Origin of the sequence: Amycolatopsis sp. NPDC004625, assembly GCF_040609695.1 — a bacterium.
GTDB lineage: Bacteria > Actinomycetota > Actinomycetes > Mycobacteriales > Pseudonocardiaceae > Amycolatopsis.
Genome location: NZ_JBEXKX010000013.1, coordinates 95,397 through 115,803 on the forward strand (window position 1 = coordinate 95,397; position 20,407 = coordinate 115,803).

Sequence of the window (20,407 nt, forward strand, 5' to 3'; positions counted from 1 at the left end):
CGTTCCAGCGCGCTGGAACGGTGCTCCGAGCGGGTGTGGCGCCGGTCATGCGACCGGGTGCCGTCCCACTGAATGGCCCATTCACCAGGCAGATGGGTTATTAACCGGCCTGTTATCGTTCCTTCTCGCTATTTCCAGCGAGGAGAATCCGTGTCCCTGACCAGCGTGGTCACGCCCAGTCCTGCTTCCGAGACCGTCGCCGCTCTCGTCGGCGAACGCCTTTCGGTGTCCGCACTCCACCAGCTGGGCGGCACGCTCGGCGGCTGTTCCTTCGTCAAGGTCGTGGTCGACCGCGAACAGGCGAAGATCCACTTCCTGAACGACGCGCGGCATTCCTTTCACGCGATCTATATCGGCGAAGAGATCCTGGGCGTCCCCGAAGAACGCGTGCGCGCGGAGATCGACTCGTACAACGAAACCTTCTACCACGCACCCGACCGGCGGTTCCTGCTCGGCATTCTCGCGTTGCACCCGCAGCTGCTTTCGCTGGAGACGGTCGAGGTCGACACGATGCCGGCCGAGCTGATCCGCGAGTTCCACGCTTTCGTCGCGCAGTACGTCGACCCGGCCCTGCCGCTGGTGTTCAAGCCGGCCAACCAGCGGCAGGAGCGGATCGTCCGGGAGATCCCGGCGAGCGAACTGCCCCGCGTCTTCGCGCACGAGCTGTTCTCCACGGCGCCGTTCGTGGCGCTGAACCCGGGCACGGCCACCGGGCGGCTGCGCGCGTTCCGCAGCGAGGCCGAGTACCGGGCCGCGACGCTGGACTGGACCGACATCATCGTGATGGACCGCGTGCCCGACGACATCCCGCGGCTGTCGGGGATCGTCAACGCCCGGCACACGACACCGTTGTCGCACACCAACGTCCTCGCCACCGGCTGGCAGATCCCGAACGCAGTCCAGCTCGGCGCCCTGGCCGACGTCGAGCGCCGCGGTCTCGACGGGAAGTGGGTCGAGTACACGGTCGACGCCCAGGCGTTCTCCCTGCGGGAGGTCGACGAGCCGGCCGACGCGGCGCCGCCGTCCTGGTACGCCCAGCGCGTCACGCTGGAGCAGCCGGAGGCCGACCACAGCCCGATCGTGAACCTCGCGCGGCTGCGCGCGGCCGACCGTCACCGCTACGGCACCAAGGCGGCCAACCTGGGCGAGCTGCACCACGTGCTGGCGTCCGGCTCGCAGCGGCTCCTCGGCTTCTACCAGGTGCCACGGCCGCCGCGGGACAACCTGCTGCCGTACCTGGCCCGCCTGCTCGGCGTCCCGGTCGACGCCGACCTTTCCGCCGCCGCCCGCCGGCTGCTCGACGAGCACGTCCGCGTCCCGCGCGGGATCGCGCTGCCGTTCTCGCTGCAGCGGCGGTTCCTGGAGTCGTCGCCGCGGATCCAGCAGGCCATCGGCAAGCTGAAGATGGCGCTGGAGCTGGACGCGCGGGAGATCGAGCCGCTGTGCGTCGAGCTGCAGGGCCTGATCCGGTCGGCACGCATGCCGGGCGCGCTCGCCGGCGAGATCGACTCGGCCCTGGTGTCGCAGCTGGCCGGCGTGCGGGCGTTCGTCGTGCGCAGTTCGTCGAACGCCGAGGACCTCGCCGGGTTCTCGGCGGCCGGGATCTACGAGTCGCACAACCACGTGACGACGGCCGAGCGGATCTTCGCCAGTGTGAAGGAGGTCTGGGCGTCGCTGGTGTCGGTGCGCAGCGTCCGGCTGCGGCAGCAGGCCGGGATCTCGCTCGACGAGTGCTACATGGGGGTGGTCATCCAGGAGCAGGTGGCGGCCGCCTTCGGCGGGGTGCTGGTGACGACGAACCCGATGAACCGCGCGGACTTCCGCACGGTGTACGTCAACGTGTCCCCGAGCGTCACCGACGTCGTCGACGGTTCGGCCCTGCCCATGCAGTACCTGTATTCGACGGTCGAGGGCGGCGGCCGCACGCTGTCGCTGGGTGACGCGCCGGCGGACCTCGACTCGCGGGCGCACGACCAGCTCCAGGTGCTGGCGATCGCCGGCCGCCTGCTCCAGGGCCATTTTTCGCCCGACTACACGTTCGACTCACCGGTGGACATCGAGTGGCTCGCCGACGGCGACCACCTCCACCTCGTGCAGCTGCGCCCCTATTCGGCCTGACCTTCCGGGAGACACGACCATGCTGGGCCTTCGCCTGCCCGCGAAACCCGCCGTTCAGCGCGCCGTCCGGCTGAGCTACGGGTTCCAGTTCTTCTTCGGCCTGCTGCTGTGGGTGCCGATCTTCTACCAGTACCAGAAGCTCGCCGGGCTGTCCGACGGCGAGATCTTCGGCATCCAGAGCATCTACTACATCGTGTTCTGCCTGCTGGAGATCCCGACCGGGATGATCGCCGACCGCTTTGACTACCGCACCTCGCTGGCGGCGGGCGCGGGCGTGCTCGTGACGGCGAACCTGGTGCCGGTGCTCTCGGGCTCGTACCCCGGATTCCTGGTGCACTTCATCCTGATCGCCCTGGCCCGCTCGCTGGTGTCGGGTGCGCAGAGCGCGTACCTGTACGAGTACCTGCACGCTTCCGGCGCCGGGGAACACTACCTCCGCGTGGAAGGCGTCGGCCGCGCGTACAGCCTGGTCGGCAAGATCGTGTTCTGGCCGGTGATCGGCCTGCTGATGTCGTGGAGCCTCCCCTCTCCGTACTGGCTGACGGCGATCAACGCGGGCATCGCGCTCTTCTTCGCGGTCAAGCTCCCGCCGATCCCCGGCGGCCGCCGCGTGACGGGCAAAACGGCCTCGGTGCTGGCCGGCGTCGGCGGCGCTCTGTCGGCGCTGCGGTCGTCCCGCTGGCTGGTGCTGCTGATGGTGCAGGGCATCGCGATGTTCACGCTGGTGCGCATCTGCCAGGTGAACCTGTTCCAGCCGATCCTGGCGTCGAAGTCGCTCTCGGTGAACTGGTACGGCGCGGTCCTGGCCGCGATGACGGTCTTCGAGGCCCTGGGCGCGGCCCGCCCCCACCGTCTCCGCCGCGCGATCGGCCCGGTGGGTTCGGTGTTCACCCTGACGATCGTGATGGCGCTCTGCCTGGGGGCCGTGGTTTTCGTGGGTGCTTTCCCGGCGGTGGTGCTGCTGTGCGTGTTCGCGGTGGCGACGGGCATCGCGTTCCCGGTCCAGAAGCAGCTGCTGAACGACTCCATCCCGGACTCCCGCCACCGCGCCACCCTCCTGTCCATGGAGTCCATTCTGGACAGAGCGGTGTGCGCGCTGGTCGCGGTGGCCCTGGGCGCGTACCTGGCGGCCGGGCAGCTGAACGGGTTCCTGGTGCTGACGGCCGTGGTGACGTGCGTGGCGATGGGCCTGCTCGCGGTGTTCCTGCTGACGGTCCGCAAGCACCGTTCGGACCGGCGTGCACCGGCCGCCCGCCGCCCCGGCCAGGCCGGGACGAGCGCACCGCCGGCCGCCCCGGAACTCCGCCCGCTGGGACAAGTCCGCCCCTGACCCGGCTTTTACCTTCGGGCGCCGGGCGCGGTCAGTCGATGACGGCGTCGTCGAGCAGGGTGGACTCCGCGCCGTACTCGCGGAGTTCCTCCCTGATCACGGTGTACGCCAGCCCCTGCGGGTAGCCCTTGCGCGCCAGGAAGCCGAGCAGCCGCCGCAGGGCGGTCTGTTCGTCGACGTTGCCGAGCGAGCCGAGGCGCTTGCGGACCAGTTCCCTGGCCATCTGTTCCTCGGACTCGCGGTCGACCTCGCCGGCCGCCTGCGCGGCCACGTCGCCGTCGACGCCCTTGCGCCGCAGCTCGGCCACCAGCGCGGTGCGGGACAAGCCCTGGTTCGCGTGCCGGGACTTCACCCAGAGCTGGGCGAACTCCTCGTCGTTGACCAGCCCGGCCCGGTCGAGCTTGCCGAGCAGGGTCTCGCTGGTTTCCTCGTCGAACCCCTTGCGCTGCAACGCCTGCCGCAGCTCCTCCTGGGTCCGCGGCCGGGCGGCCAGGAGATCGAAGCAGATCTCCTTGGCCTTCTTGTACCGCTCCTCAGGAGGAAGCTCGGCGGGCGGCACCTTGGGCGCCCTGGCCACCTCGATCACTCCTCGTCCTCACGACCCCGGCAACCACGTCACCCAAGCCCGCAGTCACCAAAGGCCGAACGTCATCGCCCAACACAACCCCGGCGGGGGTCCGGGGTTACCTCACCCCATCCCGCAGCAACCCGATCAGAAGTCGACCGGTGCCGGGACCGCCTCGGTGGCTGCGTCGAGCTGCGGGCCGATGCCGAGCTTCTCCTTGATCCGCTTCTCGATCTCGTTGGCGATGTCCGGGTTGTCGCGCATGAACTTCCGCGCGTTCTCCTTGCCCTGGCCGAGCTGGTCGCCCTCGTAGGTGTACCAGGCGCCGGACTTGCGCAGGATGCCCTGGTCGACCCCCATGTCGATGAGCGAACCCTCGCGGGAGATGCCGTGGCCGTACAGGATGTCGAACTCGGCCTGCTTGAAGGGCGGGGCCATCTTGTTCTTCACGACCTTGACCCGGGTGCGGTTGCCGACCGCCTCGCCGGCGTCCTTCATCGTCTCGATGCGGCGCACGTCCAGACGGACCGACGCGTAGAACTTCAGCGCCTTGCCACCGGTCGTCGTCTCCGGGGAGCCGAACATGACACCGATCTTCTCGCGCAGCTGGTTGATGAAGATCGCGGTGGTGCCGGAGTTGTTCATCGCACCGGTCATCTTGCGCAGCGCCTGGCTCATCAGCCGGGCCTGGAGGCCGACGTGCGAGTCACCCATCTCGCCCTCGATCTCGGCGCGGGGCACGAGCGCGGCCACGGAGTCGATGACCAGGATGTCGAGCGCGCCGGAGCGGACCAGCATGTCCGCGATCTCCAGGGCTTGCTCACCGGTGTCCGGCTGGGAGACGAGCAGCGCGTCCGTGTCAACGCCGAGCTTCTTGGCGTAGTCCGGGTCCAGCGCGTGCTCAGCGTCGATGAACGCCGCGATGCCGCCGGCGCGCTGCGCGTTCGCCACCGCGTGCAGGGCGACCGTGGTCTTACCGGAGGACTCCGGCCCGTAGACCTCGATGACCCGGCCGCGGGGCAGGCCGCCGATGCCGAGGGCGACGTCGAGGGCGATCGAGCCGGTGGGGATCACCGCGATGGGCGGGCGGGTGTCCTCGCCCAGGCGCATCACCGAGCCCTTGCCGTACTGCTTGTCGATCTGCGCGAGCGCGAGCTCGAGCGCCTTGTCCTTGTCGGGTGCTGCAGGCATGGAAGTCCACCTCGCTGGTCGAAGCCCCGTCTCTCGGGGGCTCTGTGTCGGTTCTTCAGCTGTCCGGTCCGACGCTAGCGGCGGGGACCGACAATTCCAGGCGCGGCGCCCAATCTGTGGATCGCTGGACCCGATGTGGACAACACCTTAGACGAACACCTGTTCGAGGTCGGCAGCGACACACCCTTGCGCTAGGATTTTCGCCCGCCCGGGTCGGCCCGGCCCTCATCGGCCCAGGTCAGCGCCGTTCGGCCGGGACCTCGAAGGCGTCGCAGACCTCGCGCCAGATCTCTTTCGCCGGGATTCCCGCGGTCAGCGCCTGGTCGACGGTGCGGCCGCCGAGCCCGCTGAGCACGTGGTCCCTGGCCAGCACCTGGGCCCGCCCGGAGCCGAACTCGTCGGCCATCAGCCGCCGGAAAACCGTGATCCGCATCGGGCCCACTCTAACCGGCGGGCCGGAAAGCTCCGTTCGCGCCGTCTACTCCCCCGGCTGGACGCTCGCCTCGAAGTAGTCGGCCAGCGTGCCCGGCGTCGTCACCTGGGCCTGCCCGCTCGTGTTCAGCTGGTAGATGAACCCGGCCAGCGGCCGGTCCGCCACGGTGAACACGAGCACCGCCGACGTCTTGCCCGCGGCCGACGAGTAGTGGCCCTTGAGGCCGTTGCCGCCCCAGTCGGCCTCGGTGCGGTCGCCGCCCGCCGAGGCGAGCAGGCCGTCGGTGTACTGCTTGAGCGCGTCGGCGCTGTCGCCGTGGACGTAGGTCACCTGGGTGCCCGCCCGGCCCGGCGCGGAGCAGGTCGACGAAGCGCCCAGGCTCTGCGCCGGTGCCGCCGGGCCGTTGCCCATGCCGGGTTTGCAGTCGCCGGTGTCGGCGATCTTCCCGGCGAGCTGGCGCAGGCACCCGGTGAAACCCTTGTCGTCGGCCTGCCCCGGCGTCCTGCACTGGTCGGCGGTGTAGGTGGCGACCGAGGACGACGACGTGAGGAAGAAGGTCAGCCCCGCGGCGAGCACCACGACGACCGCGACCGCGATCCCGATGAGCAGCTTCTTCTTCCCGCGCGGCTCGGCCTTCTCCGGCGCGGGCGCGTAAGCCGGGAAGTTCGACGGCACCGGCTGCGGGCCGCTGGGCGGGAAGTTCGACGGTGCGTAACCCGGGTACTGCGGCGGCGGGGGCGGCGCGTACTGCGGGCGGTGCGGCGGTGCCCCCGCGGCCACCGCGCCCTCGACGTTCTGCGTCCGCACCGAGAGCCCGTCGCGGGCCACGTGCTGGGCGCCGAGCGCGACGGCGGTTTCCGGCTGGTCGAGGCTGCCCGGCACGACGCCGAGCTTCTCCGCGATCATGGTGCCGACCAGCGGCAGCCGGCTCGACCCGCCGACGAGGTAGATGCCGGCCAGCCGGTCCGGGGCCAGCCCGGACGAGCGCAGCGTCCGCGACAGCAGCTCGACGCTGCGCAGCATCGCCGGGCGCACCAGGCCTTCCAGCTCGCCGCGGGTGACCAGCACGTCCTTGAACGGTTCGGGCATCGGCACCTCGGTCTGCGGGTGCCGCGACAGGGCCTCCTTGGCCGCCTTGACGTCCTCCTGCAGCGCGCGCCGGGTGCGCCGGTCGCCGGTGGACTCCGGGCGCAGCAGCCGCTGCCAGCGCTGCGGGTCGGAGTGCGACACCTCGCGCCCGACGTGCACCATCAGCGCCTGGTCGACGTCGAGGCCGCCGAGGTCGGGCAGGCCGTCCTCGGCGAGCACGGTGAACCCGTTCTGCGTGGCGCCGACGACGGCGACGTCGAACGTGCCGGCGCCGAGGTCGTAGACCGCGAGCGCGTGGCCGGGAGCGAGCGCCTTGCCGGGGAACGACGCGAAGTGCGCCGCCGCGGCGACCGGTTCGGGCACCAGCAGGATGTTCGGGCCCATCCCGGCGAGCCGGGCGGCCGACATCAGGACGTTGCGGCGGGTCTGGCCCCACTGCGCAGGGTGGGTCAGCCGGACCTCGTCGGGCTGGTCGCCGCCGAGCTGGCGGGACGTCTCTTCGAGCACCCGCCGCAGGATGGCGGCGAGCGCTTCGGTCACCGGGACGACGTCGGTGCCGAGCAGCAGGGTCTGCTCGTCGATGCGGCGCTTGGGGTTCGGCTCGAAGCGCGTCGGGTCGAGGCGGGCGCGGCGCTCGGCGTCGCGGCCGACCATGATCGTGCCCTCTTCGGTGGCGAACACCGCCGACGGCATGTTGGCCGAGCCGTCCACCTCGACGACCCTGGGCGGCATACCGTGCGCCGAAAGCACGGCGACGGTGTTGGACGTCCCGAGGTCCACCGACAGGATCCGCACAGCACTCCCCTTCGCGAAACGACGCCTCGGCGGCGCCCGCGGTGATGCTGCCACGTGCGCGGTCACCGTGCGTGCGGACCCGCGAAAGTCACTGCTCCTTGACGTGGCAGGCGATCAAGGTGCACGATAGTTGCACGGTTCGGTCATAAAAGTTGACCGGAATGCGCAAGAAGGGAGGCTGTGGTGCCGGAGATCGACGCGGGTACCCGCCACCCTTCGCCACCACACGTCACGTGGGCGGTACGGGCCACCCCTGACCGTCGCCGGGGCCGCCGTCCGGCGGCGATCGCCTGCCCGGGAGCACCTGAACACGTCTCGGCCACCGGAAGGAAGAACCCGTGAGCGACCTCCCCATCCTCGCCGTCACCCTCGGCGACCCCGTCGGCATCGGCCCGGAGATCACCCTCAAGACCCTCGCCGAGCCCGAAGCGCTCCAGATGGCGCGCGGGGTGGCGGTGGGCGACGCGATCGTGCTGGAACGCCTGGTCCGGCACCTGGGCCTGCACCTGGAGATCAACCCCATCGCCACGGTCGCCGACGCGCGGTTCACCACCGGCGTGATCGACGTGCTCAACCTCGGCGTGGTCACCGAAGACCTGCCGTGGGGCGAGGTGAACGCGACCGCGGGCGCCGCGGCGGTCGGGGCGATCGAGGTCGCCACCCGGCTCGCGCTGGCGGGCGAGGTCGACGCGGTCGTGACCGCGCCGATCAACAAGGAAGCCATCTGGGCGGCCGGTTCGCAGCACCTCGGGCACACGGAGATGCTCGGCGAGCTGACCGGCTCGACCCGGTTCACCACGATGTTCTGGGTCTCCGGGCTGAAGATCTTCTTCGCCACCCGGCACCTTTCCCTGCGCGAAGCGATCAACCAGATCACCAGGGAGAACATCGAATACGCGATCCGGGAGGCGTACACCGCGCTCCAGGTGTTCGGCACGGAGAAACCGAGACTGGCCGTGGCGGCGCTCAACCCGCACGGCGGCGAAAACGGCAAGTTCGGTGACGAAGAGATCATCGCGATCGCCCCCGCGGTGGCCGCCGCGCGGGTGGCCGGCCTCGACGTGGTCGGCCCGATCCCCGCGGATTCCGTGTTCCACCAAGGGATCCAGGGCCGGTTCGACGGCGTGCTCTCGCTCTACCACGACCAGGGCCACATCGCGTCGAAGACGTACGACTTCGACGGCACGGTGTCGGTGACGGTCGGCCTGCCGATCCTGCGCACGTCGGTCGACCACGGCACCGCGTTCGACATCGCCGGCACCGGCCGGGCCTCCCACGGCACCATGCGGGCGGCGTTCAAGGCCGCGGCCACCCTGGCGCCGTACGCCCGGAAGCTGCCCGTCAGCTACCCGCCGGGCCGGCGGTGATCCCCCGCAGGCGCTGGGCGTACGTGATCCCGGTCGCGGTGGTCATGTACATGCCGGCCTACCTCGACCGCACGAACGTCGCGGTGATCCTGCCCTACGTCGGCGCCGACTTCCCGTTGTCCGCCGGTGCGAAGGGGCTGGCGAGCGGCATCTTCTTGGTCGGCTACCTCGTGCTGCAGATCCCGGCGGCGGTGCTGGCGGCGAAGTGGAGCGCCCGCAAGACCGTGCTGATCCTGATGATCGCCTGGGCGTTCGCGGCGGTGCTGTGCGGCCTGGTGCGGAACGAAACGCAGCTGCACCTGGCCCGGTTGCTGCTCGGGCTGTTCGAGGGCGGGGTGTGGCCGGCGGTGCTGGTCCTGCTGGCGTCCTGGTTCCCGCAGGCGGAACGGGCGCGGGCGAACGCGTGGTGGATGACGTGCCTGCCGATTTCGGCGATCCTCATGTCGCCGCTGTCCGGGTTCATGCTCGACCACATGTCGTGGCGCTGGGTGTTCGTCCTGCAGGGGCTGCCGCCGCTGGTGTGGGCGGTCGTCTGGGGGTTCGCGGTCGCCGACCGGCCGGCGCGGGCCCGGTGGATCTCCCCGGCGGAACGCGAGTACCTCGAAACCACCTTGCAGGCCGAAGAGGACGCGAAACCGGCGTTCGCGAAGCGGAGCTACCGGCAGGCGCTGGCGAACCGCCAGGTCCTGCTGCTGGTCGGCGTCTGCTTCTTCTGGATCACCGGCTTCTACGGCTTCTCCCTGTGGCTGCCGTCGGTGGTGAAGACGATGACCGGCGGCTCGGCCACCGCCGTCGGCTTCCTGTCGGCCGTGCCGTACGTGCTGGCCCTGGCCGGGATGGTCGCGTGCGCGCACTGGTCCGACCGCACCGGCAACCGGCGGCTCGCGGTCACCGTCCCGCTGCTCGTCGCCATCGCCGGCCTGCTGCTGGGCAACCTCGGCGGGTTCGCCGGGCCGTACCTGGTCGGCTGGCTCACCGACGTCACCGGCACGGCGGCCACCAGCTTCGTCGTCCTGGCCGCGTTTTTCGCCGTGGCCGCCGGGCTGGCGTTCTTCGGGCTGAAACCCGCGACTGTGGAAGGGTCGGCGCATGTCCCAGCCGCGACCAGGCACCCGTGACCGGCGCGCGATGCTCCTGGAGGCCGTCCGCGACGGCTCCGGCGGCATCGCGGAGCTGGCCGAAGAGTTCGGCGTCTCCGAGTCGACGATCCGCCGCGACCTCGCCTCGCTCGCCGGGGCGGGCCACGTCGTCCGCACCTACGGCGGCGCCCTCGACACCGAACGCAGTCCCCGCGAGAAGGACCGGGAGCACGCGGCGGCCAAGGACGTCATCGCCCGCGAGGCCGCCGCGCTCGTCCGGGACGGCGAGGTGGTGCTGCTCGACGCCGGCACGACCACCGGCAGGCTCGCCCGTCACCTCGCCCACCGCGAGGGGCTGACCGTGGTCACCAACGGCGTGCACGCGATCCGGGAGCTCGCCGGCTTCTCCGGGATCGACCTGATCGTCCTCGGCGGCCGGCTGCGGCATCCCGACGAGGCGATCCTCGGCGAAAACGTGCTGGCGCAACTGCGGCACATCTCACCCGATCGGGTGTTCCTGGGCGCGGACGGCGTGGTCGCCGCCCGGGGGCTGTGCTGCCCGTCACTGGAGCAGTCGGTGGTCAAGCACGCGATGCTCCACGCCGGCACCGAGGCGTACGTGCTGGCCGACCACTCCCAGCTGGACCAGGCCCCTTTTTCGTACTGGACCCCGCTCGACCGCGAGTACCGGCTGATCACCGACGAGCCGAAGGTCGACGTGGTGTTCCCGCAGTTCGCCCAGAGCGTGATCCCGGCGAACCGGCCCGAAACTGTCGGGGGTGCCGCGCATCATGAATGACGTGGCAACCGACGTGCTCGACCTCTTCTCCCCCGCGACCCGGGACTGGTTCGCGGGAGCCTTCGCCGCGCCCACCGCGGCGCAGGAAGGGGCCTGGCGGGCCGCGCACGCGGGCGAGCACGCCCTCGTCGTCGCGCCCACCGGGTCCGGCAAGACGCTCTCGGCGTTCCTCTGGGCGCTCGACCGGCTCTCGGTGGAGCCGCCGCCGGCGGAGGTGACGAAACGCTGCCGGATCCTGTACGTCTCGCCGTTGAAGGCCCTGGCGGTCGACGTCCAGCGGAACCTGCGGGCGCCGCTCGCCGGCATCTCGCAGGCCAGCCGCCGGCTCGGGCTGCCGGTGCCCGGGATCGAGGTCGGCATGCGCACCGGCGACACCACCGCGGCCGAGCGGCGCACGTTCGCCAAGACCCCGCCGGACGTGCTGGTGACCACGCCGGAGTCCCTGTTCCTGATCCTCACATCCTCGGCGCGGGAGTCGCTGCGCGGCGTCGAGACCGTGATCGTCGACGAGGTGCACGCGGTCGCCGGCGGCAAGCGCGGTGCCCACCTCGCGCTCTCGCTGGAGCGGCTGGACGCGCTGCTGGCGAAGCCGGCGCAGCGGATCGGCCTGTCGGCGACGGTCCGCCCGATCGACGAGGTGGGCGCGTTCCTGGCCGGCGGCCGCCCGGTGCGCGTCGTCCAGCCGAAGCTGGCGAAGACCATCGAGGTCCGCGTCGAGGTCCCGGTCGAGGACATGAGCAACCTCGACGCCCCGCGCAGCGGCCCGGCGCCGAGCCCGCTCGACGCCTTGGAGTCACTGGAGTCGCTGACCGAGGCGTTCCCGCCCGGGGGCATCGCGCCCGGCGGCATGGGCACGATGGAAGAGCTGGCCGGCAACCCGGTGCAGCGGCCGTCGATCTGGCCGGCGGTCGAGGAACGGGTGCTGAGCCTGATCCAGGCGCACCGCTCGACCATCGTCTTCGCCAACTCCCGCCGGCTCACCGAGCGGCTCACCGCCCGGCTGAACGAGCTGGCCGCCGAGCAGACCGAGCTCACGGCCGCCGACGCGTTCCCGGCGGAGGCGGTCGGGCAGTCCGGGGTGAGCACCGGCGCGCCGCCGGTGATCGCCCGGGCCCACCACGGTTCGATGTCGCGGGAGCAGCGCACGCACGTCGAAGAAGCGCTGAAGTCCGGGCAGCTGCCGTGCGTGGTGGCGACGTCGTCGCTGGAGCTCGGCATCGACATGGGCGCGGTCGACCTGGTCGTGCAGATCGAGGCGCCGCCGACGGTGGCGTCCGGGCTGCAGCGGGTCGGCCGGGCCGGGCACCAGGTCGGCGCGGTGTCGTCCGGGGTGATGTTCCCCAAGTTCCGCGGTGACCTCGTCTCCTGCGCGGTCGTCGCGGAGCGGATGGCGAGCGGTGCGATCGAGGCGGTCCGCTACCCGCGCAACCCCTTGGACGTCCTGGCGCAGCACGTCGTCGCCATGGTGGCGCTGGAGCCGTGGACGGTGCCGGACCTGGCGTCGCTGGTGCGGCGCGCGGCCCCCTTCGCCGCCATACCGGACGACGCCCTGCACGCGGTGCTCGACATGCTCGCCGGCCGCTACCCGAGCGAGGAGTTCGGCGAGCTGCGGGCGCGGATCACCTGGGACCGGATCACCGGCGAGCTGCGCGGCCGGCCGGGTGCGCAACGGCTGGCGGTGACCTCGGGTGGCACGATCCCCGACCGCGGCCTGTTCACCGTCATGACGCCGGGCTCGGACGACAAATCCGGATCGCGCGTCGGCGAGTTCGACGAGGAGATGGTGTACGAGTCGCGCGTCGGCGACACCATCCTGCTGGGCACGTCGTCGTGGCGGATCACCGACATCACCCACGACCGCGTCATCGTGGTGCCCGCGCCGGGCGAACCGGCGCGGATGCCGTTCTGGAAGGGCGACGCGCCGGGCCGTCCACTGGAGCTGGGCCGGGCACTGGGGAAGTTCGTCCGCGAACTGTCCACTTCGGACGATGTGAAGGCGCGCGAGCGGGCCGAGGCGGCGGGGCTGGACGAGCGGGCGTGCGACAACCTCCTCGCCTACCTCGCCGAGCAGAAAGCCGCCACCCGGCACGTGCCGAACGACCGCACGATCCTGCTGGAGCGCTACCGCGACGAGCTCGGCGACTGGCGGATCGTCGTGCACTCGCCGTTCGGCGCGCAGGTGAACGCGCCGTGGGCGCTGGCCATCGCCGCCCGGCTGCGGGAAAACCGCGGGGTGGACGCCCAGGTGGCGCACTCCGACGACGGCATCGTCCTGCGCCTGCCGGACGCACTGGACGCCGAGGGCGGCGAGGTCACCATCGGCGCGGACGACGTGCTGCTCGATCCCGAAGAGGTCGAGCAGCTGATCGTCGCCGAGGTCGGCGGCTCGGCCGTGTTCGCGGCGCGGTTCCGGGAATGCGCGGCGCGGTCCCTGCTGCTGCCGCGCCGGGACCCGCGGCGCCGCACCCCGCTGTGGCAGCAACGGCAACGAGCGTCGCAGCTGCTTTCGGTCGCGGCGAAGTACGAACGCTTCCCGGTGGTGCTGGAGGCGATGCGGGAGGTCCTGCAGGACGTCTACGACGTCAGCGGCCTGCGCGAGCTGATGGCCGACGTCCGCGCCCGCAAGGTCCGGCTCGTGGAGGTCGAGACGCCGGCCGCGTCGCCGTTCGCGCGCAGCCTGCTCTTCGGGTACGTCGGGATGTTCCTGTACGAGACCGACGCGCCACTGGCCGAGCGGCGGGCCGCGGCGCTGTCGCTGGATTCGGCGCTGCTGGCCGAGCTCCTGGGCACCGAGGCGATCCGGGAGCTGCTGGATCCCGAGGCCGTCACCGAGGTCGAACGGTCGCTGCAGCGGCTCGAACCGGACAGGCACGCGCGCTCGGCCGAAGACGCCGCCGACCTGTTGCGGTTCCTCGGCGACCTGACCGTCGAGGAGGCCGCCGAGCGCGGGATCCAGGAGGCGTGGCTGACCGAACTGGAGGCGGCGCGGCGGGCGATCCGGGTGCGGATCGGCGGCGCGGAACGGTTCCTGGCCATCGAGGACGCCGGTCGCGTGCGGGACGCGCTGGGCACGGCGCTGCCGGTGGGCGTGCCCGAGGCGTTCACCGAGCCGGTCGCGGACCCGCTCGGGGACCTGCTGTCGCGCTACGCCCGCGGCCGGGGTCCGTTCGCCGCGGCGGACGCGGCCGCGCGGTTCGGGCTCGGCACGGCCGTGGTCACCGGGGTGCTCGACCGGATGACCGGGGAAGGCCGCCTGGTGCGCGGCGAGCTGAGCCCGGTCGGACGTCCGGAGACGCACGGTGCCGGCGTCGAATACTGCGATTCGGCGGTGCTGCGCCGGTTGCGGCGGACGTCGCTGGCGAAGCTGCGGGCCGAAGTCGAGCCGGTCGAGCCGGCGGCGCTGGGCCGGTTCCTGCCCTCGTGGCACGGATTCGGCGGCCGCGTCCGGGCGGCGCCGACGGCGGACGACGTGCTGTCGGTGGTCGAGCAGCTGGCCGGGGCCCCGTTGCCGGCGAGCGCGGTGGAGTCGCTGATCCTGCCCGGACGGCTGCCGGGCTACTCCCCCGCGCTGCTGGACGAACTGACGACGGCGGGCGAGGTCACCTGGGCGGGCTGCGGCGCGCTCTCCGGCGGCGACGGCTGGATCGCCCTGGCCCCGGCCGACGTGGCCGACCTGCTGCTGCCCGAAGTCGTCGAGGACATCCCGACCGGCCCGCTGCACGACGCAATCGTGTCCACTTTGGAGGGTGGCGCGCTGTTCTTCCGCCAGCTGGTGGACCGCGCGACGGTGCTGGTGGACAAGGCCCCGAACGACGCCGAGGTGGTGGCGGCGCTGTGGGACCTGGTCTGGGCCGGCCTGGTCACCGGCGACACGCTGGGCCCGCTGCGGGCGCAGGTCGCCGGGCACGGCGCCCACAAGCCGCGGCGCCAGGCACCCCGTGGCCGGTACGCCCGGCTGCGGGCGGGGCGGCCGCAGATGCCGTCGCGGTCCGGGCCGCCGACGGTGGCGGGCCGGTGGGCGCTGACCCCGCCCCGCGAGACCGACGCGACCCGCCGCGCCCACGCGCGCACGGAAGCGTTCCTGGAACGCCACGGCGTCCTGACCCGCGGCGCGCTCGACACCGAACGCGTCACGGGCGGGTTTTCCGGGATCTACAAGGTGCTCCGCGGCATGGAGGACACGGGCCAGGTGATCCGCGGGTACGTGGTGGAGGGCCTCGGCGCGGCCCAGTTCGCGGCCAAGGGCGCGGTGGACAGGCTGCGCGCCCTGTCGGGCCCGGGCCGCCCGGCACCCGGCCGCCCGGTGGTCCTGGCGGCGGCGGACCCGGCCCAGCCCTACGGCGCCGCCCTCCCCTGGCCGGCGGCCACCGGCGACACGAAACACCGCCCGGCCCGCAAGGCGGGGGCGCTGGCGGTACTGGTGGACGGGGTCCCGGCCCTGTACGTCGAGCGAGGAGGCAGGTCGCTGCTGAGCTTCACGGAGGAAAGGAAACCGCTGTCGGAGGCGGCCCAGGCCCTGTCGGCAGCGGTCCGCGAGGGCTGGCTGGGCCAGCTGTCGGTCCAACGCGCGGACGGCGAGCAGGCGTTGACATCGGAACTGGCGGAGGTGTTGCAGGAGGCGGGCTTCCGGGCCACGCCCTCGGGCCTGCGGCTGCGGGCTTGAGGGTTCGCCCCGCCGACGTGGGCGTGCGTCGGCGGAGAGCGCCACGACTTGCCTCCGTCACCAGCGCCGGCTCGCCGCGCCGCGGTCTCCGCCGCCGGTGCGGCGAACCGTCCCGGTTCTCGGGTTTCCGGTTCGCCCGCGGCGGCCATCGCGGCTGGCCTAAGCTGCCAGTCCGACACGCACGAAGGATGTTCTGCTCATGGCGATGCGCGAACTGCGCTATTTCGGCGACCCGATCCTCAAGTCCGTCTGCGATCCGGTCACCGTGTTCGACGAGAAGCTCGAGGCGCTCGTGCGGGACCTCGTCGACTCGGTGAAACCCGCCGGGCGCGCCGGGCTGGCCGCGCCGCAGATCGGCGTGGGGCTTCGGGTCTTCAGCTACGACGTCGCCGGTCTCGCGGGGTACGTCGTCAATCCCGAGATCGTCGAGCTGTCCGAGGAAACGCACGAGATCGACGAAGGCTGCCTGTCCGTTCCGGAGCTGTGGTTCCCCACCAAACGGGCGAAGCACGCCAAGGTCCGGGGCGTCGACGTCCACAACGAGCCGATCGAGGTCGAAGGCGAGGACGTGCTCGCGCAGTGCCTGCAGCACGAGACCGACCACCTCGACGGTGTTCTCTACCTCGACCGGCTCACCGCCGAACGCAAGAAGTCCGCAATGCGCGCCGCCCGGGACAAAGACTGGTTCTGGAAACGCTGAGCCCGTCTCAGACCGGCCGGAACAACCTCAGCTTGGCGCCGTCCTCGGCGCCGCGTTCCGTGCGCAGGCCGGCGCGGGCCGCCGTGCGCGGCAGGACGTCGTCGCCCGCCAGGCAGTCCGCGGACAGCTCCGTGATGCCCTGGGCCTCCGCCAGCACCGCGAGGCGCGCCAGCAGCGCCGTGCCGATGCCCTGCTGCTGCCAGTCGTCCTCCACCAGGAGCGAAATCTCCGCGCCGCCGGACGGCATCGGGATCAGCTGGGCCAGGCCGATCACCTCGCGGCCGAAGACCGCCAGCACGCTCGTGCCGCGCGGAGGCACCAGCAGCCGGTGCAGCCAGCGGCGCGGCACCGATCGCACTCCCGTGTGGTAGCGGCGGAACAGCGTCGCCATCGAGCAGCGGCGGTGCAGCTCGGACACCGCGTCGGCGTCGCCGGGGACACCCTTGCGCAGCACGATCGCCGCGCCGTCCGGGCGGTCGAGGACCACCGGGCCGGCGACGTTGCGGGCCGCCGCGGCGAGCAGCGTCACCAGCGCCTCGGCCCGGGTCAGCTCCAGCTGCACGAACGGCGCCCACCGGCGGCGCGCCACCAGCGCGCTGCCGCCGGCCAGTGCGAACACCGCCCGGTGCCCGCTCTCCGTGCGCGCCGGGTTCGCTTCGACGGCGGGGACGAGCGTGACGACGTCCGCCGCCAGGACGTCCTTGAGCACATCGGCGAGGCGGGCCGGGTCGTCGACCGCGCGGCGGGCCGCGAGCAGCGTCGACGCCGACGGGTCGACCAGCTCGTGGACGTCGGCGTCGATGATCGCCGTGCATTCGCAGCCCTCGGCGCGGATGGCGTCAGCCAGGTGCCGGCGCGGCAGGCCGGTCGCGGGCCGCAGCACGATCTCGTCGAGCACGCCGCCCGGCACCGGCAGCACGGACAGGCCGAGGATGTTGCACTCGAGGTCGGCGAGCCGGATCGCGATGCGGGCGAGGGTGCCCGGGTGGTCGTGCATCCGGATCCGCACCCGCCACGCCGACGGTGTGCCCGGCTCCTCGGCGACGGCGGCCGTCCGGCCCGGCTGGGGCAACGCTCTGGAGGTCTCCATGCCCCCACGGTCCCCCGGGGTTGTTGCCGCTCCAGGACGCCGGTGTTTCGTGCAGGTCAGCGTTCGACGCGGCCCGGCAACCCGGCCGAAACACCGAGCCAGGCCCGCAGCTCGGCCGCCAGCGCGACCGGGGCGTCCAGCTGGACGAGGTGGCCCGCACCGGCGACCGGGGCGAACGTCGCGCCGGGGAGGCCGGCGGCCAGCCGCTCGCCGATCGCCGGCGGGATCCACGTGTCCTCGGCGCCCCACAGGACGCGGACCGGCACGTCGGCCGCGCCCAGCCGTCGCTCGTTCTCGGCCAGGTACTGCTCGTCGTAGGCGGCGATCTGCCGGTAGAACGCCGGCTGTCCCTCGTCGCCGAGCCACGGGGCGGCGAGTTCGGCCAGGTCGGCCTCGCGCAGCTGCCGGCAGGCCGCGTTCGCGACGTAGGCGCGGACCAGCGCCTCGTGGATGTACGGCGGCACCTGGGCGAGCACGTCGGGGTGCTCCTTGACCAGCCGGAAGAACGGCGAGCCCGACGGCGGGATGACCACGGCGTCGGCCAGCAGCAGCGACGCGTACGGCACGCCGTGCACCAGGTGGGCGCGTAGCGAGACGGCGCCGCCGTAGTCGTGGGCGACGACGTGCGGCCGCTCGAGTTCCCAGTGCGCGAGCAGGGCCACGAACGCCTCGGTCTGGACGCCGAAATCGACCGGGTGCTCCGCGTCCTTCGACGAACGGCCGTAGCCGGGCATGTCCCAGAGGTACACGGTGAAGTCGGCGCTCAGCGCTTCGGCGAACGGCCGCCACAGCCACGACGACCAGGGTGTGCCGTGGCAGAACACCACCGCCGGCCCCGATCCGGCGCGGTCCCAGGCGATCCGGCGGCCCTGCCAGTCGAAGCTCTCCATGGTCCCCACGCTAGGTCAGCGCGGGGTCAGCACGCAGAACTCGTTGCCCTCCGGGTCCGTCAGCACGCGCCACGGCAGCGCGGGACCACCCAGATCCGCCGGCGCACCCCCGGCCGCGACGACCTCCGCCACCGCCGCGGCGTGATCCTCGCCCGCCGGGGGCGCGACATCCAGGTGCACGCGGTTCTTGACCCGCTTGACGTCGTCGTTGCGGAGGAACTCCAGCCACGGCCCCCGGCCCACCGGTGAACGCAGGCCCACCACGACGTCCCCTTCGCGGGCCTGAACCGGCCACCCGGTGATCCGCGCCCAGAAATCCGCCAGCGGCTCGGGTGCGTGGGCGTCGACCACGATCGACGCCACCGCACCCGTCCCCGCGTACCGTTCACGCGGCTCGAGGACGCAGAACTCGTTGCCTTCCGGATCCGCCAGCACGACCCACGCCACGGCCCCCTGCCCGAGGTCGACGCGACGGCCGCCCAGCTCCAGGGCGCGCGCCACCAGCTCGGCTTGGTGCGCGGGAGTGGTGCTCGCCAGGTCCAGGTGGACGCGGTTCTTCACCGCCTTGGGTTCCGGTACCGGCACGAAAACCAGGTCCAGGTCCCAGCCGTCGCCCGCCGGTGCGCGGACGTCGACCTCGCCGTCGTCCTCGATCGCGACGTGCCAACCGAGCAGCGCGGCCCAGAAGCCCGCCAGGATTTCCGGCCGCGCCGCGTCGATCACCACGTTCACCAGGCGTGTGCTCATGCGGCGCAGGCTAACCGCCACCCCCGACAGTTCCGGTTCGGCTTCCCCACCGGCCGGTCCGTCATCGGGTCGCGAGCCGCAGCAGCGCCCAGAGCTGGGCCGCCTGGTCGTGCACGCCCCGCACGGTCACCGCGGTCAGGGACGCGCGGCCCCAGAGCCACAGGTAGAGCTGCGCGGGTCCGGCCGTGACGACGTCGTCCGCGGCCTCGGCCTCCTCGGCCGAGCAGCGCCAGGCCTCCGTGGTCACGGGCCCGGCCCGCGCGATCCAGCTGTGCGCGCCGGCCCGGACGCCGACCGTGCCCGCCTTGGTGCCGGTCAGGCCGAGCATCGGCAGCTTCTGCCCGAACCACAGGGTCAGCGCCTCGTCGATGCCGTCGATCGCGACGTCGTCGGGCACACCGCGAGGCTCGGTGCCCGCCGCCTGTTCGACGTCGACCCGGTGGACGACCGTTTCGTGCAGCATCCGCCGTCGCCAGAAGCCGTACGTGCGGTCGGCCGGCCACCAGGTGTCGGCGCGGTCTTCCGGGTCGTGCGCGGCCAGCTCGTCGAGCAGTTCGGTCAGGCCCGTCTCCAGGAAGTCCCGCAGGTTCTGGCCCGGTTCGGGGTCGCGCGGCCAGTCGTCGGGGCTCCGGCCGTCGGTCAGGCGGCGCCGGACCATCCGGTAGAGGCTCCCGACGTGCCGGGCCACTTCGCCGAGCGACCAGCCCGGGCAGGCGGGCACGGGCGCCTCGACCGGCGCGGCGTGCACCGCCTCGGCCAGCAGCCTGCCTTCGATTCCCAACGCCGTGAGCAACCGCCCCTGGTCGACCGGGCCGTGCTCACGCGACATGGGCTTCCCCGGTGATCGGCAGCCCGTGCACGAGCCGGCGGACCAGCTCCAGGAACGGCGTGGCGGCGCGCACGAGCCCCTCGGCCGACTCGGCGGTGACCTTCCCGGTGATCCCGGCCTGCGCGGCGGCGCGGGTGGCGGAGTTGCTGGCGAAGAAGGCGGACCACTCCCGCAGTTCGGGGGCGACGGAGTCGAGCAGCACCCAGGTGCTGGCGGGCCGCGCCCGCCCCCGGTGCGGCCGCCCCCGCGCGGCGAGCACGGCGGCGGCCCCCCGCAGCGCGGCGAGGTAGGCACTGATGAACCGCTCGGCGGGCCGGGTTTCCCGTTCGGCCTCGGCGAGCCCCCGCCGGGCCTGGGCGAGCAGCCCGGCAGCGGCCGGAGAAGCCGGCGGCCGCAGCGCCATGGGCAGAGCGGCCTGATCGGAGCCGGCAGCGGGCGGCCGGAGAGCCATGGGCAGTTCGGAGTGCGCGGCCGGAGCGGGACGCTGCGGCGGAATCGGCAGCTCGGCCGAGGTCTGGTCCGGCTCCGCGGGGGCCGACCGGCGTTGCTGAGCCGGCGCGGGCGGCCGGGGCTGCGCCGACTCCGGGGAAACCGAGCGCCGCCGAGGCTGCGCGGCATCTTCAGGCGAAGGCTGCTGCCGCTCCGCGGGAGCCGACGGACGCTGCCGAACCTGCGCGGACGGCCGGGGCTGCCCCGACTCCGGCGACACCGTGTGCCGCTGC

16 protein-coding genes are annotated in these 20,407 nt (G+C 72.6%); 7 read left to right on the forward strand and 9 right to left on the reverse strand.

Annotated features, from left to right (window positions below):
- Positions 1-150 precede the first annotated feature (150 nt).
- Together ABZW17_RS17170 and ABZW17_RS17175 are read left to right on the forward strand one after the other, a co-directional pair.
- Positions 151-2,118 carry a PEP/pyruvate-binding domain-containing protein gene (locus tag ABZW17_RS17170; protein WP_354814351.1) on the forward strand — a complete coding sequence of 656 codons (1,968 nt, stop codon included), beginning with the start codon at positions 151-153 and terminating at the stop codon, positions 2,116-2,118.
- 19 nt (positions 2,119-2,137) lie between these two features.
- Positions 2,138-3,448, forward strand: a complete 1,311-nt coding sequence (locus tag ABZW17_RS17175; protein WP_354814353.1) for an MFS transporter — start codon at positions 2,138-2,140, stop codon at positions 3,446-3,448.
- Positions 3,449-3,479: 31 nt separating this feature from the next.
- On the opposite strand, the gene ABZW17_RS17180 is transcribed toward ABZW17_RS17175, so the two are convergent.
- From ABZW17_RS17180 to ABZW17_RS17195, 4 genes are all read right to left on the reverse strand, one after another.
- Positions 3,480-4,007 (reverse strand): regulatory protein RecX, encoded by a 528-nt coding sequence (locus ABZW17_RS17180; protein WP_354814577.1) that lies wholly within the window; start codon positions 4,005-4,007, stop codon positions 3,480-3,482.
- A gap of 153 nt (positions 4,008-4,160) precedes the next feature.
- Positions 4,161-5,204: a recombinase RecA gene (gene recA / locus ABZW17_RS17185; RefSeq protein WP_354814355.1), complete on the reverse strand. Its 1,044-nt coding sequence runs from the start codon at positions 5,202-5,204 to the stop codon at positions 4,161-4,163.
- Between the two features lie 238 nt (positions 5,205-5,442).
- Positions 5,443-5,637, reverse strand: a complete 195-nt coding sequence (locus tag ABZW17_RS17190) for a DUF3046 domain-containing protein (RefSeq protein ID WP_354814357.1) — start codon at positions 5,635-5,637, stop codon at positions 5,443-5,445.
- 45 nt (positions 5,638-5,682) lie between these two features.
- Positions 5,683-7,521, reverse strand: coding sequence for an Hsp70 family protein (locus tag ABZW17_RS17195; protein ID WP_354814359.1), 1,839 nt, complete (start codon positions 7,519-7,521; stop codon positions 5,683-5,685).
- Between the two features lie 338 nt (positions 7,522-7,859).
- Here ABZW17_RS17195 and pdxA point away from each other — a divergent pair, with 338 nt between their 5' ends.
- The 5 genes from pdxA (at position 7,860) to def (ending at position 16,129) form a co-directional block, all read left to right on the forward strand.
- Positions 7,860-8,888, forward strand: coding sequence for a 4-hydroxythreonine-4-phosphate dehydrogenase PdxA (gene pdxA, locus ABZW17_RS17200; RefSeq protein WP_354814361.1), 1,029 nt, complete (start codon positions 7,860-7,862; stop codon positions 8,886-8,888).
- Positions 8,885-10,006 (forward strand): MFS transporter, encoded by a 1,122-nt coding sequence (locus ABZW17_RS17205; protein WP_354814363.1) that lies wholly within the window; start codon positions 8,885-8,887, stop codon positions 10,004-10,006. The genes pdxA and ABZW17_RS17205 overlap by 4 nt, the downstream gene beginning before the upstream one ends.
- Positions 9,978-10,766 (forward strand): DeoR/GlpR family DNA-binding transcription regulator, encoded by a 789-nt coding sequence (locus tag ABZW17_RS17210; protein ID WP_354814365.1) that lies wholly within the window; start codon positions 9,978-9,980, stop codon positions 10,764-10,766. Before ABZW17_RS17205 ends, ABZW17_RS17210 begins: the two co-directional genes overlap by 29 nt.
- Positions 10,759-15,429, forward strand: coding sequence for a DEAD/DEAH box helicase (locus ABZW17_RS17215; RefSeq protein WP_354814367.1), 4,671 nt, complete (start codon positions 10,759-10,761; stop codon positions 15,427-15,429). The genes ABZW17_RS17210 and ABZW17_RS17215 overlap by 8 nt, the downstream gene beginning before the upstream one ends.
- Positions 15,430-15,628: 199 nt before the next feature.
- Entirely contained in the window at positions 15,629-16,129 is a 501-nt protein-coding gene (gene def, locus ABZW17_RS17220) for a peptide deformylase (protein WP_354814369.1), read from the forward strand.
- A 7-nt stretch (positions 16,130-16,136) separates the two neighbouring features.
- Here the strand turns inward: def and ABZW17_RS17225 are convergent, their stop codons facing one another.
- The 5 genes from ABZW17_RS17225 to ABZW17_RS17245 all read right to left on the reverse strand — a co-directional run bounded on the left by ABZW17_RS17225 (position 16,137) and on the right by ABZW17_RS17245 (position 20,088).
- The gene (locus tag ABZW17_RS17225; protein WP_354814579.1) at positions 16,137-17,201 is read right to left on the reverse strand and encodes a GNAT family N-acetyltransferase; all 1,065 of its coding nucleotides are present in this window, start codon (positions 17,199-17,201) and stop codon (positions 16,137-16,139) included.
- 74 nt (positions 17,202-17,275) lie between these two features.
- Complete coding sequence (locus ABZW17_RS17230; RefSeq protein WP_354814371.1) at positions 17,276-18,109, reverse strand: alpha/beta hydrolase; 834 nt, start codon at positions 18,107-18,109, stop codon at positions 17,276-17,278.
- 15 nt (positions 18,110-18,124) lie between these two features.
- Positions 18,125-18,856 carry a VOC family protein gene (locus ABZW17_RS17235; RefSeq protein WP_354814373.1) on the reverse strand — a complete coding sequence of 244 codons (732 nt, stop codon included), beginning with the start codon at positions 18,854-18,856 and terminating at the stop codon, positions 18,125-18,127.
- 61 nt (positions 18,857-18,917) lie between these two features.
- Positions 18,918-19,685, reverse strand: a complete 768-nt coding sequence (locus ABZW17_RS17240) for a maleylpyruvate isomerase family mycothiol-dependent enzyme (protein WP_354814375.1) — start codon at positions 19,683-19,685, stop codon at positions 18,918-18,920.
- Positions 19,675-20,088 (reverse strand): SAV_6107 family HEPN domain-containing protein, encoded by a 414-nt coding sequence (locus tag ABZW17_RS17245; RefSeq protein ID WP_354814377.1) that lies wholly within the window; start codon positions 20,086-20,088, stop codon positions 19,675-19,677. The genes ABZW17_RS17240 and ABZW17_RS17245 overlap by 11 nt, the downstream gene beginning before the upstream one ends.
- Positions 20,089-20,407: the final 319 nt, after the last annotated feature.